This is a genomic window from Pseudomonas sp. MAFF 730105 (genome assembly GCF_055380705.1).
In genome coordinates, this window is sequence record NZ_AP018438.1 from 1,255,450 (window position 1) to 1,273,105 (window position 17,656).

Annotated in this window: 16 protein-coding genes and 1 pseudogene; 12 read left to right on the forward strand and 5 right to left on the reverse strand. The window is 62.3% G+C overall.

Translation table 11 applies throughout. From position 1 onward, the window contains the following. Positions 1-100 precede the first annotated feature (100 nt). The gene (locus PCOSP_RS05465) at positions 101-1,006 is read left to right on the forward strand and encodes an alpha/beta hydrolase (protein WP_139646098.1); all 906 of its coding nucleotides are present in this window, start codon (positions 101-103) and stop codon (positions 1,004-1,006) included. Next, positions 1,003-1,332, forward strand: coding sequence for a hypothetical protein (locus tag PCOSP_RS05470; RefSeq protein WP_139646106.1), 330 nt, complete (start codon positions 1,003-1,005; stop codon positions 1,330-1,332). The genes PCOSP_RS05465 and PCOSP_RS05470 overlap by 4 nt, the downstream gene beginning before the upstream one ends. Positions 1,333-1,517: 185 nt before the next feature. On the opposite strand, the gene lptF is transcribed toward PCOSP_RS05470, so the two are convergent. The 3 genes from lptF to PCOSP_RS05485 all read right to left on the reverse strand — a co-directional run bounded on the left by lptF (position 1,518) and on the right by PCOSP_RS05485 (position 3,391). Next, positions 1,518-2,306 (reverse strand): lipotoxin F family OmpA-related lipoprotein LptF, encoded by a 789-nt coding sequence (gene lptF / locus PCOSP_RS05475; protein ID WP_139646134.1) that lies wholly within the window; start codon positions 2,304-2,306, stop codon positions 1,518-1,520. Between the two features lie 51 nt (positions 2,307-2,357). Then, positions 2,358-2,771, reverse strand: a complete 414-nt coding sequence (locus PCOSP_RS05480; RefSeq protein WP_041024801.1) for a DUF4398 domain-containing protein — start codon at positions 2,769-2,771, stop codon at positions 2,358-2,360. A 275-nt stretch (positions 2,772-3,046) separates the two neighbouring features. Further along, complete coding sequence (locus tag PCOSP_RS05485; RefSeq protein WP_175385114.1) at positions 3,047-3,391, reverse strand: pilin assembly protein; 345 nt, start codon at positions 3,389-3,391, stop codon at positions 3,047-3,049. Positions 3,392-3,583: 192 nt separating this feature from the next. On the opposite strand from PCOSP_RS05485, the gene ppc reads away from it, so the two are divergent. From ppc to PCOSP_RS05520, 7 genes and pseudogenes are all read left to right on the forward strand, one after another. After that, a complete protein-coding gene (gene ppc / locus PCOSP_RS05490; RefSeq protein WP_464710500.1) occupies positions 3,584-6,214 on the forward strand; it encodes a phosphoenolpyruvate carboxylase in 2,631 nt (876 codons plus the stop codon). Between the two features lie 291 nt (positions 6,215-6,505). Further along, the gene (adk, locus tag PCOSP_RS05495; protein WP_041024798.1) at positions 6,506-7,156 is read left to right on the forward strand and encodes an adenylate kinase; all 651 of its coding nucleotides are present in this window, start codon (positions 6,506-6,508) and stop codon (positions 7,154-7,156) included. Positions 7,157-7,250: 94 nt separating this feature from the next. Beyond that, positions 7,251-7,928: a tRNA (adenosine(37)-N6)-threonylcarbamoyltransferase complex dimerization subunit type 1 TsaB gene (gene tsaB, locus PCOSP_RS05500; RefSeq protein WP_464710501.1), complete on the forward strand. Its 678-nt coding sequence runs from the start codon at positions 7,251-7,253 to the stop codon at positions 7,926-7,928. Between the two features lie 185 nt (positions 7,929-8,113). Further along, positions 8,114-8,422 (forward strand): hypothetical protein, encoded by a 309-nt coding sequence (locus PCOSP_RS05505; protein WP_139646114.1) that lies wholly within the window; start codon positions 8,114-8,116, stop codon positions 8,420-8,422. Then, positions 8,422-9,281 (forward strand): annotated as a pseudogene (locus PCOSP_RS05510) (DUF72 domain-containing protein). The gene PCOSP_RS05505 and the pseudogene PCOSP_RS05510 overlap by 1 nt, the downstream one beginning before the upstream one ends. 33 nt (positions 9,282-9,314) lie before the next feature. Further along, complete coding sequence (locus PCOSP_RS05515; protein WP_464710502.1) at positions 9,315-10,136, forward strand: isocitrate lyase/PEP mutase family protein; 822 nt, start codon at positions 9,315-9,317, stop codon at positions 10,134-10,136. 22 nt (positions 10,137-10,158) lie between these two features. After that, the gene (locus PCOSP_RS05520) at positions 10,159-10,851 is read left to right on the forward strand and encodes an extensin-like domain-containing protein (protein ID WP_464711876.1); all 693 of its coding nucleotides are present in this window, start codon (positions 10,159-10,161) and stop codon (positions 10,849-10,851) included. On the opposite strand, the gene PCOSP_RS05525 is transcribed toward PCOSP_RS05520, so the two are convergent. Then, positions 10,852-11,472, reverse strand: a complete 621-nt coding sequence (locus PCOSP_RS05525) for an energy transducer TonB (RefSeq protein WP_139646123.1) — start codon at positions 11,470-11,472, stop codon at positions 10,852-10,854. A gap of 108 nt (positions 11,473-11,580) precedes the next feature. Between PCOSP_RS05525 and PCOSP_RS05530 the strand changes: the two genes are divergently transcribed. After that, complete coding sequence (locus tag PCOSP_RS05530; RefSeq protein WP_464710503.1) at positions 11,581-12,363, forward strand: class I SAM-dependent methyltransferase; 783 nt, start codon at positions 11,581-11,583, stop codon at positions 12,361-12,363. A gap of 314 nt (positions 12,364-12,677) precedes the next feature. Here the strand turns inward: PCOSP_RS05530 and PCOSP_RS05535 are convergent, their stop codons facing one another. Then, positions 12,678-13,313: a TetR/AcrR family transcriptional regulator gene (locus PCOSP_RS05535; RefSeq protein WP_175385110.1), complete on the reverse strand. Its 636-nt coding sequence runs from the start codon at positions 13,311-13,313 to the stop codon at positions 12,678-12,680. A 93-nt stretch (positions 13,314-13,406) separates the two neighbouring features. Between PCOSP_RS05535 and PCOSP_RS05540 the strand changes: the two genes are divergently transcribed. Both PCOSP_RS05540 and PCOSP_RS05545 read left to right on the forward strand, forming a co-directional pair. Then, entirely contained in the window at positions 13,407-14,507 is a 1,101-nt protein-coding gene (locus PCOSP_RS05540; RefSeq protein ID WP_139647323.1) for an efflux RND transporter periplasmic adaptor subunit, read from the forward strand. A gap of 6 nt (positions 14,508-14,513) precedes the next feature. Further along, positions 14,514-17,579: an efflux RND transporter permease subunit gene (locus PCOSP_RS05545; protein WP_139647324.1), complete on the forward strand. Its 3,066-nt coding sequence runs from the start codon at positions 14,514-14,516 to the stop codon at positions 17,577-17,579. The last annotated feature ends 77 nt before the right edge of the window (positions 17,580-17,656 follow it).

Here is a 17,656-nt window from a genome sequence, read left to right on the forward strand (position 1 = left end):
ATGTCAGGAACCTTTGCATCAACTGACACACCGCTATCGCGAGCAGGCTCGCTCCCACAGGGACTGTGTTTCAACTTCAAACTTATGCGAGGTTCACCGGATGCGAACCCTCGGCATCTTTTGCCTGTTGCTGGCCCTGAGTGGTTGCAGTTCGTTGTTGTTCTACCCCGAGCGCGGCCAGCCCTTTACGCCGGAGCGGGCGCGGCTCGAATACCGTGACGTCACCCTGCTCACCGCCGATGGCTTGAAGCTCCATGGCTGGTGGCTGCCGGTCAAGCAGGGTGTCGAGGTCAAGGGGACGGTGCTGCACCTGCACGGTAACGGTGGCAACCTCGCCTGGCACCTGGGCGGTAGCTGGTGGCTGCCGGAGCAGGGCTATCAGGTGTTGATGGTGGATTATCGCGGTTATGGCTTGTCCGAAGGCGAGGCGAGCCTGCCGGCGATCTACCAGGACATCGACGCGGCATTCAAGTGGCTCGACCAGGCGCCGGAGGTCCAGGGCAAGCCGTTGGTGCTACTCGGCCAGAGCCTGGGTGGCGCGCTGGCGGTGCATTACCTGGTCGATCACCCGCAGCGCCAGCAGCAACTCAAGGCCCTGGTACTCGACGGCGTGCCCGCCAGTTATCGCGACGTGGGACGTTTTGCCCTGAGCACGTCGTGGCTGACCTGGGCCTTCCAGGTGCCGTTGTCCTGGCTGGTGCCCGACGGCGACAGCGCCATCGGTTCCATCGCCCAATTGAAAGGCGTGCCGAAGTTGATCTATCACAGCCTCGACGATCCTATCGTGCCTCTTTCCAACGGTATCCGCCTGTATCAAGCTGCGCCGCCGCCGCGAGTCCTGCAACTGACCCGAGGCGGTCACGTGCAGACGTTCGCCGACCCGGTCTGGCGAACCGTGATGCTGCGCTACCTCGACGACCCGCAACACTTCGACGGGCTGCGCCGCCTGGGCGAAGTCCCGAATTACCCGAAATCCCCTGTTGAATCTCCAGAGAGCCCGCAATGAGCGAAGAACGCAACGCCATCCCCCTGATCATCACTGGTATCTGCAGCATCCTCGGCACCGTCGCGGTGCTGTGGTACTACGGCTACCTGCACTTCGCCAAACCCGAGGATGCGCTGTTGCTCAATGAGTTCACCATGCTCAAGACCATGCCGGGAGAAGACTACAAGGTTTCCCTTGAGCCGGCGTCCCAGGTGGCCCAGTGCATCGATGGCGTGCTGGTGCTGTTCGACACCGAACAGAAGGGCCTGACGGGCGTGCTGGTCAATGAAAAGAAACGCGCGGTGCGGTGCATGGGACAGGAGACGCCGCAGAAGCTTCAGCCGTAATGCCATGAAGGTCGGTGAGCCCCTGTGGGAGCGAGCCTGCTCGCGATGGCGGAGTGTCAGTCCATGCATGACTGACTGAACAGACGCCATCGCGAGCCGGCTCGCTCCCACAGGAGGAAAATATTCGGCGATAAAAAGCCCCGCCTGAGTTGCTCAGGCGGGGCTTTTTCGTTGCACTCGATCGATCAGTTGGCGCTCATGCTCGAACGTGGTGCCACTGGCTGGTTGTCGTTGGAGATGGTGACTTCCACCCGACGGTTCATGGCTCGGCCCGAAACGCTGTTGTTGTCGGCCACCGGGAATTCCTTGCCATAACCCTGGGTCACGACGCGGGCTGGATCGACGCCCATTTTCACCAGGGCAGTGCGCACGGAACTGGCGCGGCGTTCGGACAGCGACTGGTTATAGGAATCCGAACCGGTGCTGTCGGTGTAGCCTTCGACGATGACCTTGCGGTCAGGGTTTTCCTGGAGGAACTGGGCCAGTTTATTCACGTTGACCAGGCCGCTGGAACGCAGGTCGGACTTGTTGGTGGCAAACAGCACGTCGCCGAAGGTCACCAGGGTGCCGCGCTCGGTCTGCTTGGCGTTGAGGCTGTCCTGCAGTTGCTTGATCTGCGCGTTGCGGGCGTCGAGCAAGGCACGAGCGCGTTCGTCGCCGGCGTTTTTCAGCTCCATCTCGGCGTTACGCAGGGCAATGGTCTGCTTGGCCACTTCGACGCGCTGGTTGGTCAGGTAGGCCAACTGGTCGACCTTGGCTTCGTCTTCACGATCCAGATAGGCCTTGTCGGCCTTGGCCAGGAAATCGGCGGCGTCTTTGGTTTCCAGCGCGGCCACCTTGGTCGCTGCCGGGTCGGCTTGCAGGCCGTTGTAGTTGGTGCGGGCCTGTTCCAGGTTCGCGTTCGGGTCGTGGGAGCAAGCGGCCAAGGCTACGCAGGCAGCGAGCAGGGCGGGCATCATCAAATGTTTGTGCATCATAGTCTGTCGTCCTTTTATCAATGAGAAATACGTCGTGGCGCGAACGGTTTACTGAACCTTGTTCATGCCTTCCTGACGCAGTTCCTGAACCCCTTTCTGGGAGTCCTTGAGTGCCTGTTCGGCCTTGGCGGCCTGGGCCTTGCGTTCAGCGACGCGGGCGTCCCACTCGGCCTGTTCGGCCAGACGCCTGGCTTCGTCGTATTTCTTGTCGTGCATGGCCAGCTCGGCTTGTTTGAGCTTGTCCTGGGCCGACTTCATTTCCACCGCGGCGAATTCGGTACCGCCGGCGCTGACGGCGCTGTTGACGGCCGATTGCGTGACTGCGTACTGCTCCGAAGGTGGATTGCCGGCGCATCCTGCGAGGATGAAGCTGCTTCCGATGGCCAGGGCAGCCAACTTCAGACCACGCAGGCCATTGAATGAGGGTTTGGCAGTGCAGGTATTCATAGGCTTCAACTCCATTGGAAAACTCCTGGGAAACTACAGATCCATGCCGGAACCGAAGCCTTGACGTCCGTTTTGATGCTGGTGCCAGGCGCGTTTATTTAAACAACCGTTCCAGTATGGTTATTCGGTGTGACCCGAGGCGTTTTTCAAAAGTTCAGCGAAGATGGCCAATCGCCAAAAAGCTTTGCTGACTGATCGGTCAGGCGCAAAAAAGCTGAACTTTCCTGGCGCGCAGCGGTATTTCCAGCGCCGCTCACGGCGCTGGCATCGAGATGAAAACGGAGGAGGTGTCAGTGTTTCGACTTGTCGTTCTGTGAACAGAGCTCATGCAGATGACGACGGGACAGGGCGAGAAAACGCGGCGTTGGGCCGACGTCTTCATACAGCGGGTCGCCTTCTTCATCGGTGGCGACCACTTGGGAGCCCTTGATGTACGGGAAGCTCGCTTCCAGTTCCTCCAGGGCAGCGCCGATCAGTTCACCGAGCAGTTCCTCGGGCTGGCGCTTGGGATACATGTCGCAGATCGCGGCAAGGCGCGCGGCGGCTTCCATATCCAGGTGAATGGTGTAGCCGGTCTGGGTCAGGTGGCCCTTGGCGTTCTCTTCCCAATGTTGGGCAAGCTCACGGATTTTCATGATGACCTCATTAAACCTGTTCGTGGCAGGCACGGTGAGTGACAAGCCGTCGTGTGGCTTACTAATGAGACTAGCTTTGTCCGACAAGGTTTAAAGACCCTTCGTCGCTTGTCATACGTGGCTGGCATCGGCACTCTCTTGTGAACGTCTCACCCAAGAGCTGTCCGGACCTTTTTTGCTGGAGAACTGCTGATGACCGATATCGATGCCCGCTTGCGCGAGGATGTCCACCTGCTCGGGGAGCTGCTGGGCAATACCATCCGCGAACAGTACGGGGACAGGTTTCTCGACAAGATCGAGCAGATCCGCAAGGGCGCCAAGGCCGATCGACGCGGCTCCGTGGACGCCGAACTCAGTGCCAGTCTCAACCAGTTGAGCGAAGACGAACTGCTGCCGGTGGCGCGGGCGTTCAACCAGTTCCTCAACCTGGCGAACATTGCCGAGCAGTACCAGCTCATCCACCGCCGCGAGGAGTCGCAGCCAGCGCCGTTCGAGGCGCGGGTGTTGCCTGAGTTGCTCGCCCGGTTGCGCGCCGAAGGCCATACCGCCGAATCCCTGGCGCGGCAACTGGGGCGCCTGGAGATCGAGCTGGTGCTCACGGCCCACCCCACCGAAGTGGCCCGCCGCACCCTCATCCAGAAATACGATGCCATCGCCGGGCAACTGGCGGCCCAGGATCACCGCGACCTGACCAGTGCCGAGCGTGCACAGATCCACGGGCGTCTGCAGCGGCTGATCGCCGAAGCCTGGCACACCGAGGAAATCCGCCGCACCCGCCCGACCCCCGTGGACGAAGCCAAGTGGGGCTTCGCGGTGATCGAGCATTCGCTGTGGCAGGCCATTCCCAATTACCTGCGCAAGGCCGACCAGGCCCTGCATGCCGCTACCGGGCTGCGCCTGCCGCTGGAGGCGGCGCCGGTGCGCTTTGCTTCATGGATGGGCGGTGACCGCGACGGCAACCCGAATGTCACCGCCGCAGTGACCCGTGAAGTGCTGTTGCTGGCGCGGTGGATGGCGGCGGACTTGTATTTGCGCGATGTCGATCAACTGGCCGCCGACCTGTCCATGCAGAAGGCCAGCGAGGCCTTGCGTGCCCAGGCCGGCGACAGCGCCGAACCCTACCGTGCCGTGCTCAAGCAACTGCGCGAACGCCTGCGCGCTACGCGCAACTGGGCTCAGGCATCCCTGAAAGCCACCACACCGGCGAGCGCGGAGGTATTGCAGAACAACCGCGAACTGCTGGATCCCCTGGAGCTGTGCTACCAGTCGCTGCACGATTGCGGCATGGGCGTGATCGCCGACGGTCCGCTGCTCGATTGCCTGCGTCGGGCGGTGACCTTCGGGTTGTTCCTGGTGCGGCTCGACGTGCGCCAGGATTCGACCCGCCACACGGCGGCCATGACGGAAATCACCGACTACCTGGGGCTGGGGCGCTATGAGGAATGGAGCGAGGAGCGGCGCATCGGCTTCCTGCTGGACGAACTGAATAACCGCCGACCGTTGCTGCCGGCCAATTTCAAGCCGTCGGCCGATACGGCGGAAGTCCTGGCCACCTGCCGGGAGGTCGCGGCGGCGCCGGCGGCGTCCCTGGGCTCCTATGTGATTTCCATGGCCGGCGCGGCTTCCGATGTGCTGGCGGTACAACTGCTGCTGAAAGAGGCCGGGGTGCTGCGGCCGATGCGCGTGGTGCCCCTGTTCGAAACCCTGGCCGACCTGGACAACGCCGGGCCGGTGATCGAGCGGCTGTTGCTGCTGCCGGGTTATCGCGCGCGCCTCCAGGGGCCCCAGGAAGTGATGATCGGCTATTCCGATTCGGCCAAGGACGCGGGGACTACCGCGGCGGCCTGGGCACAGTATCGGGCCCAGGAACGGCTAGTGGAGATCTGTCGCGAGCAGCAGGTCGAATTGCTGCTGTTCCATGGTCGTGGCGGCACGGTCGGCCGTGGCGGCGGCCCGGCCCACGCGGCGATTCTGTCCCAGCCCCCGGGATCGGTGGCGGGACGTTTCCGCACCACCGAGCAGGGCGAAATGATTCGTTTCAAATTCGGCCTACCGGACATCGCCGAGCAGAACCTCAACCTGTACCTCGCGGCTGTGCTGGAAGCGACCCTGCTTCCGCCGCCGCCACCCACGCCCGAATGGCGGCACCTGATGGACGAACTGGCGGCCGACGGCGTCAATGCCTACCGTGCCGTGGTGCGGGAGAACCCCCAGTTCGTCGAGTACTTCCGGCAATCCACCCCGGAGCAGGAACTGGGGCGCCTGCCCCTGGGCAGCCGGCCGGCCAAACGCCGGGCCGGTGGCATCGAAAGCCTGCGGGCGATTCCGTGGATTTTCGGCTGGACCCAGACCCGCTTGATGCTGCCGGCCTGGCTCGGTTGGGAAACTGCCCTGGGCAAGGCCCTGGAACGAGGCGAAGGCGAGTTGCTGGGGCAGATGCGCGAGCAGTGGCCGTTCTTCCGGACCCGCATCGACATGCTGGAAATGGTACTGGCCAAGGCCGATGCCGATATTGCGCGCTCCTACGACGAGCGTCTGGTGGAGCCTGCACTGCGACCTTTGGGGACGCATTTACGCGACCTATTGTCGCAGGCCTGTTCCGTGGTGCTGGGTTTGACCGGCCAGTCGCAACTACTGGCACATAGCCCAGAGACACTCGAATTCATTCGCCTGCGCAACACCTACCTCGACCCCTTGCACCTGTTGCAGGCTGAACTGCTGGCCCGCTCGCGAGAACAGGACGTCGCCCAGGGCAGCCCCGTGGAGCAAGCATTGCTGGTGTCTGTGGCGGGTATCGCCGCCGGATTGCGCAACACCGGCTAAGCTCAAGCGGCGCCTCGAAACGGCTCGCCCGGTGTCGCCGGGCGTTGCCTTGCAGGAATGGGAGCAGGTCGGCCAGGCGACAGTTTGTTGCCCGGTTGCGACTCTCGCCACCTCCTCCAAAGGTCGCGTCGGACGCCGGTTCCTCCGACTTTCGGCGGCTTGTGTGGGTCGGGCCTGCTGTGTATCTTGATCAGCCTTTGGCCGTTTGGGCGGTCACGATTCCAGTTTTCCGCGATTGGCCCGACGAGGCGAATCCGAGCGTTTTACATAAAAAAATTGAGGAGCACATCGATGCGCGTCATTCTGCTGGGAGCTCCCGGGGCCGGTAAAGGTACTCAGGCAAAGTTCATCACCGAAAAATTCGGTATCCCGCAAATCTCCACCGGCGACATGTTGCGTGCAGCGGTCAAGGCCGGCACCGAGCTGGGCATCAAGGCCAAGAGCATCATGGACGCTGGCGGCCTGGTGTCGGATGACCTGATCATTGCCCTGGTCAAGGATCGCATCGCTCAATCCGACTGCGCCAAGGGCTTCCTCTTCGACGGTTTCCCACGCACCATTCCACAGGCCGAAGCCCTGGTGGAAGCCGGCGTGGAACTGGATCACGTCGTTGAAATCGCCGTCGACGACGAAGAGATCGTCCAGCGTATTGCCGGGCGTCGCGTCCACGAGCCTTCCGGCCGCGTCTACCACACCGTCTACAACCCGCCGAAAGTTGCTGGCAAGGACGACCTCACCGGTGAAGAACTGGTGCAGCGCAAGGACGACACTGAAGAAACCGTGCGTCATCGCCTGTCGGTCTACCACTCCCAGACCAAGCCGCTGGTGGACTTCTACCAGAAGCTGTCCGCCAAGACTGGTGGCAAGCCCAAGTACAGCCACATCCCGGGCGTCGGCACAGTCGATGCGATCACCGGCAAGGTGCTTGAAGCGCTGAGCTGAAAAGTCTGCTCGGTTGCACCAACTACGGCCCGCTTGCGGGCCGTAGTTGTTTATACTGGCGCCCCTTTTTTCCCCCTGATTGACGGACACATCGATGAGCACCTTGCTGGCCCTGGACACCGCGACTGAAGCTTGCTCCGTTGCCCTGCTGCACGACGGCAAGGTCACGAGCCATTACGAGGTGATTCCACGCCTGCACGCTCAGAAACTGTTGCCGATGATCCAGCAATTACTCAGCGATGCTGGCACCACCTTGCAGGCTGTGGATGCGATTGCCTTTGGTCGTGGCCCGGGGGCCTTCACCGGTGTGCGCATCGCCATCGGTGTCGTGCAGGGGCTGGCGTTCGCGCTGGAGCGTCCGGTGTTGCCGGTGTCGAACCTGGCCGTGCTGGCCCAGCGTGCCTTGCGTGAACACGGCGCCCATCAGGTGGCCGCGGCCATCGATGCGCGCATGGACGAGGTGTACTGGGGCTGCTACCGCGAGATCGCTGGCGAGATGCGTCTGGTGGGGGCCGAGGCGGTGCTGCCGCCCGAGGTTGCGGCGTTGCCGACCGATGCGACGGGTGAGTGGTTTGGCGCCGGCACCGGTTGGGGGTATGGCGAACGTATTGCCGTCAACCTCAGCGGCCAGGACGCCAGCCTGTTGCCCCACGCCGAAGACCTGTTGGCCCTGGCCCGCTTCGCCTGGGAACGCGGCGAAGCCATCCCGGCCGACGATGCCCAGCCGGTGTATCTGCGGGACAAGGTCGCCACGCCCAAGTCGGAACGGTAACTGCACTCTCAAAGCGGGCGACACGTCATTCCAGAGCCCGGAAGTCACATCCAATATTGCCAGTCGTCATTTTTTTGCCCGGTTTTTAAACCTTTTCGGCTTTATGTGTTCTAGTTATCACTTGCGCATTTGCGCGGCTGGGAAAGTGCCGCTAAATTGCCATCATTGATACAGAGCATTCTGTTATGCGTATAGACGGATATTCACCGCAGTCTTATCCCATCAAGCGCCGGCCTCGGACAGGCAAGGTCGCTGATCAGGAGTCCTTCGACGACGTCGATGGCGACTTGGAGTTTCCGTCTGAAGAGCAACTGGCTGCCCGCGCCGCGAAAGCGTCCGCACAGCGCCTGAGCAATCTTCCCGCCCGCCAGCAGGACATGCTTTATCACCGTTCCATGAGCCGCAGTGTCGCCACGGCCCTGGCCAGCTATCTGAGCACCGCCGGTTTCGTCGATTGGGATATGGAAGTGCTGGGGCTCGACCTCTACATCTGATGGCGTTGCCTTACTACCTCGGCTGCCCCTCCTGGAGCGAAAACGCCTGGCGCGATTATCTCTATCCCCAGGACGCCAAAAGCTCCGAATTCCTGAGTCTCTATTCCCAAGTGTTCAACGCCGTGGAAGGCAATACGACCTTCTATGCGAGCCCTTCCGCGGCCATCGTGCAGCGTTGGGCCGAGAACATGCCCGAGCACTTTCGCTTCACTGCCAAGTTCCCCGGCGAGATCAGCCACAGCGGCGATCTGCGCGAGCACCAGACGGCCGTCGACACCTTCCTGCAACTGCTCAGCCCTTTGGGTGAACGGGTTTCGCCGCTCTGGCTGCAGCTGTCCAAGGCGTTTACGCCGAATCGGTTGCCGGAACTGGCGGGGTTCATCGACGCCTTGGAGCGCCCGTTGGCGGTGGAGGTCCGTCACGATGAGTTCTTCGCCAAGGGGGATGCCGAACGGCAGCTCAATCGCCTGCTGCTCGATCGTGGTGTCGAGCGTATCTGCCTCGATCCCCGGGCCCTGTTCAGTTGCACCTCCACCGATCCCGCGGTGCTCCATGCACAGTCGAAAAAGCCCCGGGTCCCCCTCGGCCAGCAGCCTTTACCCAATGCCCGCAGGTGCGCTTCATCGGTCATCCGGTGCTGGAGGCCAACGAGCCATTCCTGACGCCCTGGGTGGAGAAAATCGCCAGTTGGATCGAAGAAGGGCGCACGCCCTATATCTTCCTGCACACTGCTGACAACCTGCTGGCGGCGAAGCTGGCGCTGCATTTTCATGACCGTTTGATGCAGCGATTGCCTGGATTGCCGGCCCTGCCTGAGTTATACAGGGAGCCCGCCGCCGAGCAACTGGGTTTGCTCTGAGGCCGAATCCTTTTCTGCTCAGGAGTGACCTCCATGGATGCGCAAACCCGTCGGGCCCAGGCGTTCAAAGCCTTGCACGAACGCGAAGGGGCTTTTGTCATTCCCAACCCGTGGGACGCCGGTTCCGCGAAGATGTTGGCCAGCCTGGGGTTCGAGGCGTTGGCCACCACCAGCGCCGGTCACGCTTTTTCCCTGGGACGCCCGGATGGCGCGCTGGGGCTGGAAGACACCCTGGCCAATGTCCGGGCGATCGTGGCCGCCACTGACCTGCCGGTAGCGGTCGATTTCGAGAACGGTTTCGCCGACGCGCCCGAAGCATGCGCCCGCAACCTGCTGCGTGCGGCAGAAGCCGGTGCGGTCGGGGGTTCCATCGAAGATGCCACGGGGCGCGAAGGCAGCCCGATCTATTGCTTCGAGCATGCCGTGGCACGGGTCAAGGCGGCGGCCGAAGCGGTGCGTAGCCTGCCTTATCCGTTCGTGCTGACCGCTCGGGCGGAGAACTTCCTGCACGGCAATCCCGACCTGGATGACACGATCCGTCGACTGAAAGCGTTCGCCGACGCCGGCGCCGACGTGCTCTATGCCCCTGGGTTGAGTACCGCCGAGCAGGTGCTCGCAGTGATACGGGCCGTGGCGCCAAAACCGGTGAACGTGCTGATGTCCGGGGCACTGGACCTGACACTCGCGCAGTTGAGCGAACTGGGCGCCAAGCGCATCAGTGTCGGCTCGGCCCTGGCCCTGGCGGCGTACGGTGAGTTCATGCGCGCCGCCGGGGAAATCCGCGAGCAGGGTACGTTCACCTTTACCCGTCGCTCGATGACGTTCAAGCAGGCCAACCAGTTGTTCAAGGATTGATGGTCGAGGCGTTATCGTGAGGATTGCGAAAGGCATTTCGTTGCTGGTGCTGGTCGTTGGCGCCGCGGTGCTGGGGGTGTGGCGGGGCTGGTTGCCGGTGCCGCCGGCATGGAATCCCTGGGCACCCCTGGACGTCAATGCACCGCCGAACCTGCTGACCCGCTACAAGCTCATGGCCTTGCGCAATGACCCGCAACTGTGTGAGCAGGCTCTGGCCACTGCGGGGCTGAAGGTTGCCCACCAGGCCGACAGCAACCCTGCGGCCAGTTGCCCGCTGACCAATGTGCTACGGGTGCAGGGCGGTGAGGTGGCGTTGAGCAGCAGTTTCCTCGCCAGTTGCTCCCTGGCCGTAGCATTCGCCCTGTTCGAGCGGCATGCGCTGCAACCGGCTGCGCAGGCGGCCTATGGGCAGAAGGTGACGCGAGTCGATCACCTGGGCAGTTTCGCCTGTCGCAACATGTACGGTCGTGAAGACGGCGCGCGTAGCCAGCATGCCACGGCCAGCGCGTTGGACATCGCCGGGTTTCGCCTGGCCGATGGTCGCACGGTCAGCGTCCTCCGGGATTGGCCGAAGGACAGCGCCGACGCGCGTTTCCTGCATCAGGTGCGCGACGGTGCCTGTGACATGTTCAGTGTGGTCTTGAGTCCGGACTACAACGCAGCCCACCGAAACCATTTCCACCTGGATGTGGGGCCTTGGTGGATCTGTAGGTGATCAGGCGGCGATACGCAGGTTCTGCAATACGATCGGGCGTGCCCAGCGGGTGTCGAAGTCCAGGGCTTTCTGCTGGGCGACGATTTCTTCTTCCGGGAACGGCGGGAAGGGCTTGTCCAGCAGGTCGAGTTCGAACTCGGCAATCGGCAGGTGCAACGGGCGTGGCTGCGGCGCCGGGCCGGGTTCCGGCAATGGTTGGCCAGCAGCGAGGACAATGGGGCGAACCCAGTTGCTCTCGAAGTTCTGCTGTTTCTGCTGGGCGCTGATTTCTTCCGGTGGGAAGGGGGGGAATGGCTTGTCCAGCAGGTCCAGTTCGAATTCGGCGATGGGCAGGAACAGCGGTTCAGGCGGCTTGACCTGGGTCTCTTTCACATCGCAGGTGCGCTGGCTGACGATGTGGTCCAGCAGTTCGGCACCGAGGGTCGGTTCAACGGCCTCATCGAGGGCGACGGGCTGGTAGCTGCCCGGCGCTGGCGCGTTTTCACCCAACTGATCGGCCAGGGCCCGGGCAAAAAAATCTTGCCACAGGTGACTGACGCCGCTCAGGGCCTGGGTGTTGCGCAGGCTGTAATCACCGTAACGGGAGATAACGCCTATCGATGTGGAATGAATGTCTGACATTTTTCTCGGTCGACGCTCAGCTCTGGCAAAATGCCGTTCACCGTTGTTATCGGCCGTTTTTGCCGATCCTTAATTTTTTGAGCATGTTTCCATGAATGAACAACTTCCATGAGTGAGCAACCCGCGGCCTGCCGCATCCACGTCGAGGCCCTGGCCCCGGTCTTCCAGCCTCAGGCCGAGCACTGGGCCCAGCGCCTTGGCCTGCCCTTGCAGGTGGACGATGGCGAGTTTGCCTTGCAGGTCGGCGAACACGGGCTGCAACTGCAACAACTGGGGCCGGACGCGCCGGGGCCGGTGCGGGTGGATTTTGTCGAGGGTGGTGCGGCCCATCGCCGGTTATACGGCGGCGGCAGCGGCCAGATGATCGCCAAGGCGGTGGGGATCGCCCAGGGTGTGCGTCCCCGTGTGCTGGATGCTACGGCCGGCTTGGGCAAGGATGCCTTCGTGCTGGCCAGTCTGGGCTGCGAGATGAGCCTGATCGAGCGCCAGCCGCTGATCGGTGCCTTGTTGGAGGACGGTCTGGCCCGTGGCGCGGAGGATTTCGACGTGGCGCCCATTGTGGCCCGCATGCGCTTGCTCAAGGGCAATTCCATCGAGGTGATGCAAAATTGGGAAGGCGAGCCGCCCCAGGTGATCTACCTGGACCCGATGTTTCCACACCGTGAGAAAACCGCCTTGGTGAAGAAGGAAATGCGTCTGTTCCGGCCCTTGGTCGGCGACGACCCCGACGCCCCGGCGCTGCTGGCCGCAGCCCTGGCCCTGGCGACGCACCGGGTAGTGGTCAAGCGCCCGCGCAAGGCACCGTGCATCGAAGGGCCGAAGCCGAGTCATGGGCTCGATGGCAAATCCAGTCGGTACGACATCTATCCCAAGAAAGCGCTCAAGGCTTGAGCTGTGGGAGCAAAGCTTGCTCGCGACGAAGGCGCCTCGGTTTCAGGGCTAAACGCATAAGTTTCATCGCGGGCAAGCCTTGCTCCCACGGATTTGAGCAACGCCATTCCACTGTGGGAAGCGCCCGCGCAAGGCACCGTGCAAAGGCTTGAGCTGTGGGAGCAAAGCGTGCTCGCGACGAAGGCGCCTCGGTTTCAGGGCTAAACGCATAAATTTCATCGCGGGCAAGCCTTGCTCCTACGGGTTTTGAGCGACGCCAATCCACTGTGGGAGCGAGCCTGCTCGCGATCAAGGCCGCTCCGGGCCCCGAAAACCTAGGGCCGATACGCCCGCATGAACAACCCCACCACCTCCTGCACATGCTCCTCGGCCGCTTCTGCCTCCAGCGGCGCGCCGCAGCCATACAGCAAGCGGAAATTCGCCGCGCCCTTGATCAGGCAGAAGAAATGTTCGGCCGCATGACGGGGTTTTTCGATGCACAGGGCACCGCTCTGGTTGACCTTGGCCAGCAACCGCTCCATGCCCGAGAGCATCCGCTCGGGGCCGGCCTGGTAGAAAATCGCCGAAAGCTTGGGGTCCTGGCTGCCCAGGGCCATGATCAGCCGATGCAGGTTCACCGATTCTTCGCTGCTGACCAACAAGTGAAAGCCACGGGCGATGTTCAACAGCACATGTTCGATAGGCACGCCGTCCGGCCACTCGAAGAACAGCGGCGGTACTTGCTCTTCGCACTTGGCAATCACTGCAGCGGAGAACAGCGTTTCCTTGTCATTGAAGTGGCTGTAGACCGTCAGTTTCGACACGCCCGCCTCGGTGGCAACGGTGTCCATGCTGGTATTGGCGTAACCCAACTCTATGAACAGCCGTTTGGCGGCGTCGAGAATGGCCTGGCGCTTGGCCAGGTCCTTCGGGCGGCCGGGGCCGCTGGAGGGTAAAAGATTGTTCGACATTCTTCGCTTTAATACTGGACTGGTGAGTTTGCTATTAATACCATACCCGTCAGTATAATTATTCCAAGCACCATTAGCGAAAGGTCTGCCGCCATGTTGCGCCACGCATTGCCCCTCGCCCTGCCAGTCAGCCTGGTTTTTTTATTATCTGCGTGTGGTCATGACGAACCGGTACCGGTCGCCGTGCGCCCCGCCATGGTCGTGAAGCCAGAGCCTTCGGCCCAGGCCACTGACAGCTACCCCGGCGAAGTGCGGGCCCGTTTTGAGCCGGACCTGGCTTTTCGCATTGGCGGTAAAGTGAGCCGACGACTGGTCGAAGAGGGGCAGCGGGTCAAGGCCAACCAACCACTGGCCGAACTTGATCCCCAAGACGTGCGCTTGCAACTGGAAGCCACCCGGGCCCAGGTGGCCGCGGCCGAGGCCAACCTGAACCTGGTGCGGGCCGAGCGTGATCGCTACAAGAAATTGCTGGACCGGCAGATGGTCAGCCGTTCCCAGTACGACAATGCCGAGAATCTCTACCGCTCCGGTGCCGCGCGTCTCAAGCAGATCCAGGCGGAGTTCGACGTCTCCAGCAATCAGGCCAGCTATTCGGTGTTGCGGGCGCCCCAGGATGGCGTGGTCGCCCGGCGTTCGGTGGAAGTCGGGCAGGTGGTGCAAGCCGGGCAAACCGTCTTTACCCTCGCGACCGACGGCGAGCGTGAAGTGCTGATCAGCCTGCCGGAACAGAGTTTTGGCCGGTTCAAGATCGGCCAGCCGGTCTCGGTCGAACTGTGGAGCCAGCCGGGCCAGCGTTTCAGCGGGCATATTCGCGAACTCTCGCCGGCCGCCGATCCCAAGTCCCGTACCTTCGCTGCCCGTGTCGCATTCGCCGAAGGCAGTGTTCCGGCCGAGCTGGGCCAGAGCGCCCGGGTCTTTATCCAGACCGTCGACAAGGTGCCGTTGTCGGTACCGCTGTCAGCCCTGACGGCTGAAAACGGCGCGACCTATGTCTGGGTGGTCAACGCCAACAACACCTTGAAGAAGGTCCCCGTTCGAGTCGGCGCCTTTGGTGAGAAGAGCGTCCCGGTGCTTGAGGGCCTCAGTGCCAACGACTGGGTAGTGGCGGCCGGCGTGCATGTGCTCCTCGATGGCCAGCAGGTACGGCCGGTGGATCGCTCCAACCGCGTGGTTAACCTGGCGGCCAAGGAGTAATCCCCGATGGGCTTCAATCTTTCCGAATGGGCGTTGCGTAACCGCCAGATCGTACTGTTCCTGATGCTGTTGCTGGCCATCGTCGGCGCACTTTCCTACACCAAGCTGGGTCAGAGCGAAGACCCGCCGTTCACCTTCAAGGCCATGGTCATCAGCACCAACTGGCCGGGGGCCACGGCCGAAGAAGTGTCGCGCCAGGTCACCGAACGCATCGAAAAGAAGCTGATGGAAACCGGCGATTACGAAAGGATCGTTTCGTTTTCCCGTCCGGGCGAGTCTCAGGTGACCTTTATGGCCCGGGACTCCATGCATTCGGCGCAGATTCCCGAGCTGTGGTACCAGATCCGCAAGAAGGTCAACGATATCCGCCATACCTTGCCGCAGGGTATCCAGGGGCCGTTCTTCAACGATGAGTTCGGTACCACCTTCGGCAATATCTACGCCCTGACCGGTGACGGTTTCGACTACGGTGTGCTCAAGGACTACGCCGACCGTGTCCAGATCCAGCTGCAACGGGTCAAGGATGTGGGCAAGGTCGAGTTGCTCGGTCTGCAGGACGAGAAAATCTGGATCGAGCTGTCGAACGTCAAGCTGGCCACCCTCGGCCTGCCTTTGTCAGCGGTCCAACAGGCTTTGGAAAAACAGAACGCAGTCTCGACAGCGGGCTTTTTTGAAACCGGTAGCGAGCGTTTGCAGCTACGGGTGTCGGGGAATTTCCAGACGGTAGAAGAGATCCGCAACTTCCCGATCCGCGTCGCCGATCGCACATTCCGCATCGACGATGTGGCGGACGTGCGCCGCGGCTTCAACGAACCGCCGGCGCCACGCATGCGCTTCATGGGTGAAGACGCCATTGGTTTGGCCGTGGCGATGAAGGAGGGGGGCGATATCCTGATCCTGGGCAAGGCGCTGGAAGCTGAGTTTGCCCGGATCCAGAACAACCTGCCGGCCGGCATGCAATTGCGCAAGGTGTCGGACCAGCCGGCGGCGGTGAAGACCGGCGTCGGTGAGTTCGTCCAGGTGCTGGTAGAGGCCCTGACGATCGTCCTGCTGGTGAGCTTTTTTTCCCTGGGGCTGCGCACTGGGATGGTGGTCGCCCTGGCGATTCCGCTGGTACTGGCGATGACCTTCGCGGCGATGTATTACCTGGGGATCGGCTTGCACAAGATTTCCCTCGGTGCGCTGGTGCTGGCGCTCGGGTTGCTGGTGGATGACGCGATCATTGCGGTGGAGATGATGGCGATCAAGATGGAGCAGGGCTTCGACCGGATCAAGGCGGCCAGCTACGCCTGGACGAGCACGGCGTTCCCGATGCTTACCGGTACGCTGATCACGGCGGCGGGGTTCCTGCCCATCGCCACAGCGCAATCGGGCACTGGCGAATATACCCGTTCGATTTTCCAGGTAGTGACCCTCGCATTGCTGGCCTCTTGGGTGGCCGCTGTGGTGTTCGTGCCCTACCTGGGGGAAAAGCTCCTGCCGGACCTGGCAAAAATTCACGCCGCCAAGCACGGCACCGGTCACGGTCAGCCCGACCCCTACGGCACGCCGTTCTACCAGCGGGTCCGACGGGTGGTGGAGTGGTGCGTGCGTCGGCGCAAAACCGTCATCGCCTTGACCGTGCTGTTGTTTATCGGCTCGGTGATGCTGTTTCGTTTTGTCCCGCAGCAGTTCTTTCCTGCGTCAGGACGGCTGGAGCTGATGGTCGATCTGAAGCTGCAAGAAGGTGCGTCCCTGAGTAACACAGCAGAACAGGTCAAGCGCCTGGAGGCGTTACTCAAGGATCACCCGGGCATCGACAATTACGTGGCCTATGTCGGCACCGGTTCACCGCGTTTCTACCTGCCGCTGGATCAACAACTGCCGGCACCGAGCTTTGCCCAGTTCGTGGTGTTGGCCAAGACCATCGAAGACCGCGAGCCCCTGCGCAGCTGGCTGATCAGTACCCTGAACGAACAGTTTCCGACGATGCGCTCCCGGGTCACGCGCCTGGAAAACGGCCCGCCAGTGGGGTATCCGGTACAGTTCCGGGTGACCGGCGAGCATATTGAAAAAGTCCGAGCCCTGGCGCGCAAAGTCGCGACGAAAGTTCGCGAAAACCCCTACGTGACGAACGTGCACCTGGATTGGGAAGAGCCGAGCAAGGTCGTGTACCTGAATGTCGACCAGGAGCGCGCCCGGGCCCTGGGCGTGAGCACCGCCGACCTGTCGAAGTTCCTGCAGAGTTCCCTCATCGGGTCCAGCGTCAGCCAATACCGGGAGGACAACGAACTGATCGAGATCCTGTTGCGTGGCACGGTGCATGAGCGCACCGAGCTGACGCTGTTGCCGAGCCTGGCGGTGCCTACCGACAATGGCCAGAGTGTTGCCTTGTCGCAGATCGCGACGCTGGAGTACGGCTTCGAAGAGGGCGTGATCTGGCATCGCAACCGCCTGCCTAGCGTGACGGTACGGGCCGATATCTATGGCAAGGAACAACCGGCGTCCCTGGTGCAGCAGATCTTTCCGACCCTGGACCCGATTCGCGCGGAGTTGCCGGACGGTTATCTGCTGGAGGTCGGTGGCACGGTCGAGGATTCGACCCGAGGGCAGAAGTCGGTGAATGCCGGGGTACCGTTGTTCATTGTGGTGGTGCTGACGTTGCTGATGCTGCAATTGCGCAGTTTCTCACGCACGGCCATGGTGTTTCTGACGGCGCCCCTGGGGCTGATTGGCGTCACGCTGTTCCTGCTGGTGTTCCGCCAACCGTTCGGTTTCGTCGCCATGCTGGGCACCATCGCCCTGTCGGGGATGATCATGCGCAACTCGGTGATCCTGGTGGACCAGATCGAACAGGACATCGAGGCAGGGCTGACGCCGTGGCAGGCGATCATCGAAGCGACGGTGCGACGCTTCCGTCCGATCGTGCTCACTGCCCTGGCGGCGGTGCTGGCAATGATCCCTCTGTCGCGCAGCCTGTTCTTCGGCCCGATGGCGGTGGCGATCATGGGCGGGCTGATCGTGGCGACGGCGTTGACGTTGCTGTTCCTGCCGGCGTTGTATGCGGCTTGGTTCAGGGTCAAGAAAACCTGACTGAGAGGCTGTGAACGCCAAATCTTTTTGTGGGAGCAGGCTTGCTCGCGAGAGCGCTGGATCAGCGTGCATCGATG

Excerpts from the sequence above, each read along its gene's own strand:
- tsaB (WP_464710501.1), top strand. The coding sequence starts at position 7,251 with ATGAGCACCTTGCTGGCCCTGGACACCGCGACTGAAGCTTGCTCCGTT.
- PCOSP_RS05470 (WP_139646106.1), top strand. The coding sequence starts at position 1,003 with ATGAGCGAAGAACGCAACGCCATCCCCCTGATCATCACTGGTATCTGC.
- PCOSP_RS05540 (WP_139647323.1), top strand. The coding sequence starts at position 13,407 with ATGTTGCGCCACGCATTGCCCCTCGCCCTGCCAGTCAGCCTGGTTTTT.
- adk (WP_041024798.1), top strand. The coding sequence starts at position 6,506 with ATGCGCGTCATTCTGCTGGGAGCTCCCGGGGCCGGTAAAGGTACTCAG.
- PCOSP_RS05515 (WP_464710502.1), top strand. The coding sequence starts at position 9,315 with ATGGATGCGCAAACCCGTCGGGCCCAGGCGTTCAAAGCCTTGCACGAA.
- lptF (WP_139646134.1), bottom strand. The coding sequence starts at position 2,306 with ATGCACAAACATTTGATGATGCCCGCCCTGCTCGCTGCCTGCGTAGCC.
- PCOSP_RS05525 (WP_139646123.1), bottom strand. The coding sequence starts at position 11,472 with ATGTCAGACATTCATTCCACATCGATAGGCGTTATCTCCCGTTACGGT.
- PCOSP_RS05535 (WP_175385110.1), bottom strand. The coding sequence starts at position 13,313 with ATGTCGAACAATCTTTTACCCTCCAGCGGCCCCGGCCGCCCGAAGGAC.
- PCOSP_RS05485 (WP_175385114.1), bottom strand. The coding sequence starts at position 3,391 with ATGAAAATCCGTGAGCTTGCCCAACATTGGGAAGAGAACGCCAAGGGC.
- PCOSP_RS05545 (WP_139647324.1), top strand. The coding sequence starts at position 14,514 with ATGGGCTTCAATCTTTCCGAATGGGCGTTGCGTAACCGCCAGATCGTA.
- PCOSP_RS05465 (WP_139646098.1), top strand. The coding sequence starts at position 101 with ATGCGAACCCTCGGCATCTTTTGCCTGTTGCTGGCCCTGAGTGGTTGC.
- PCOSP_RS05480 (WP_041024801.1), bottom strand. The coding sequence starts at position 2,771 with ATGGAGTTGAAGCCTATGAATACCTGCACTGCCAAACCCTCATTCAAT.
- ppc (WP_464710500.1), top strand. The coding sequence starts at position 3,584 with ATGACCGATATCGATGCCCGCTTGCGCGAGGATGTCCACCTGCTCGGG.
- PCOSP_RS05505 (WP_139646114.1), top strand. The coding sequence starts at position 8,114 with ATGCGTATAGACGGATATTCACCGCAGTCTTATCCCATCAAGCGCCGG.
- PCOSP_RS05530 (WP_464710503.1), top strand. The coding sequence starts at position 11,581 with ATGAGTGAGCAACCCGCGGCCTGCCGCATCCACGTCGAGGCCCTGGCC.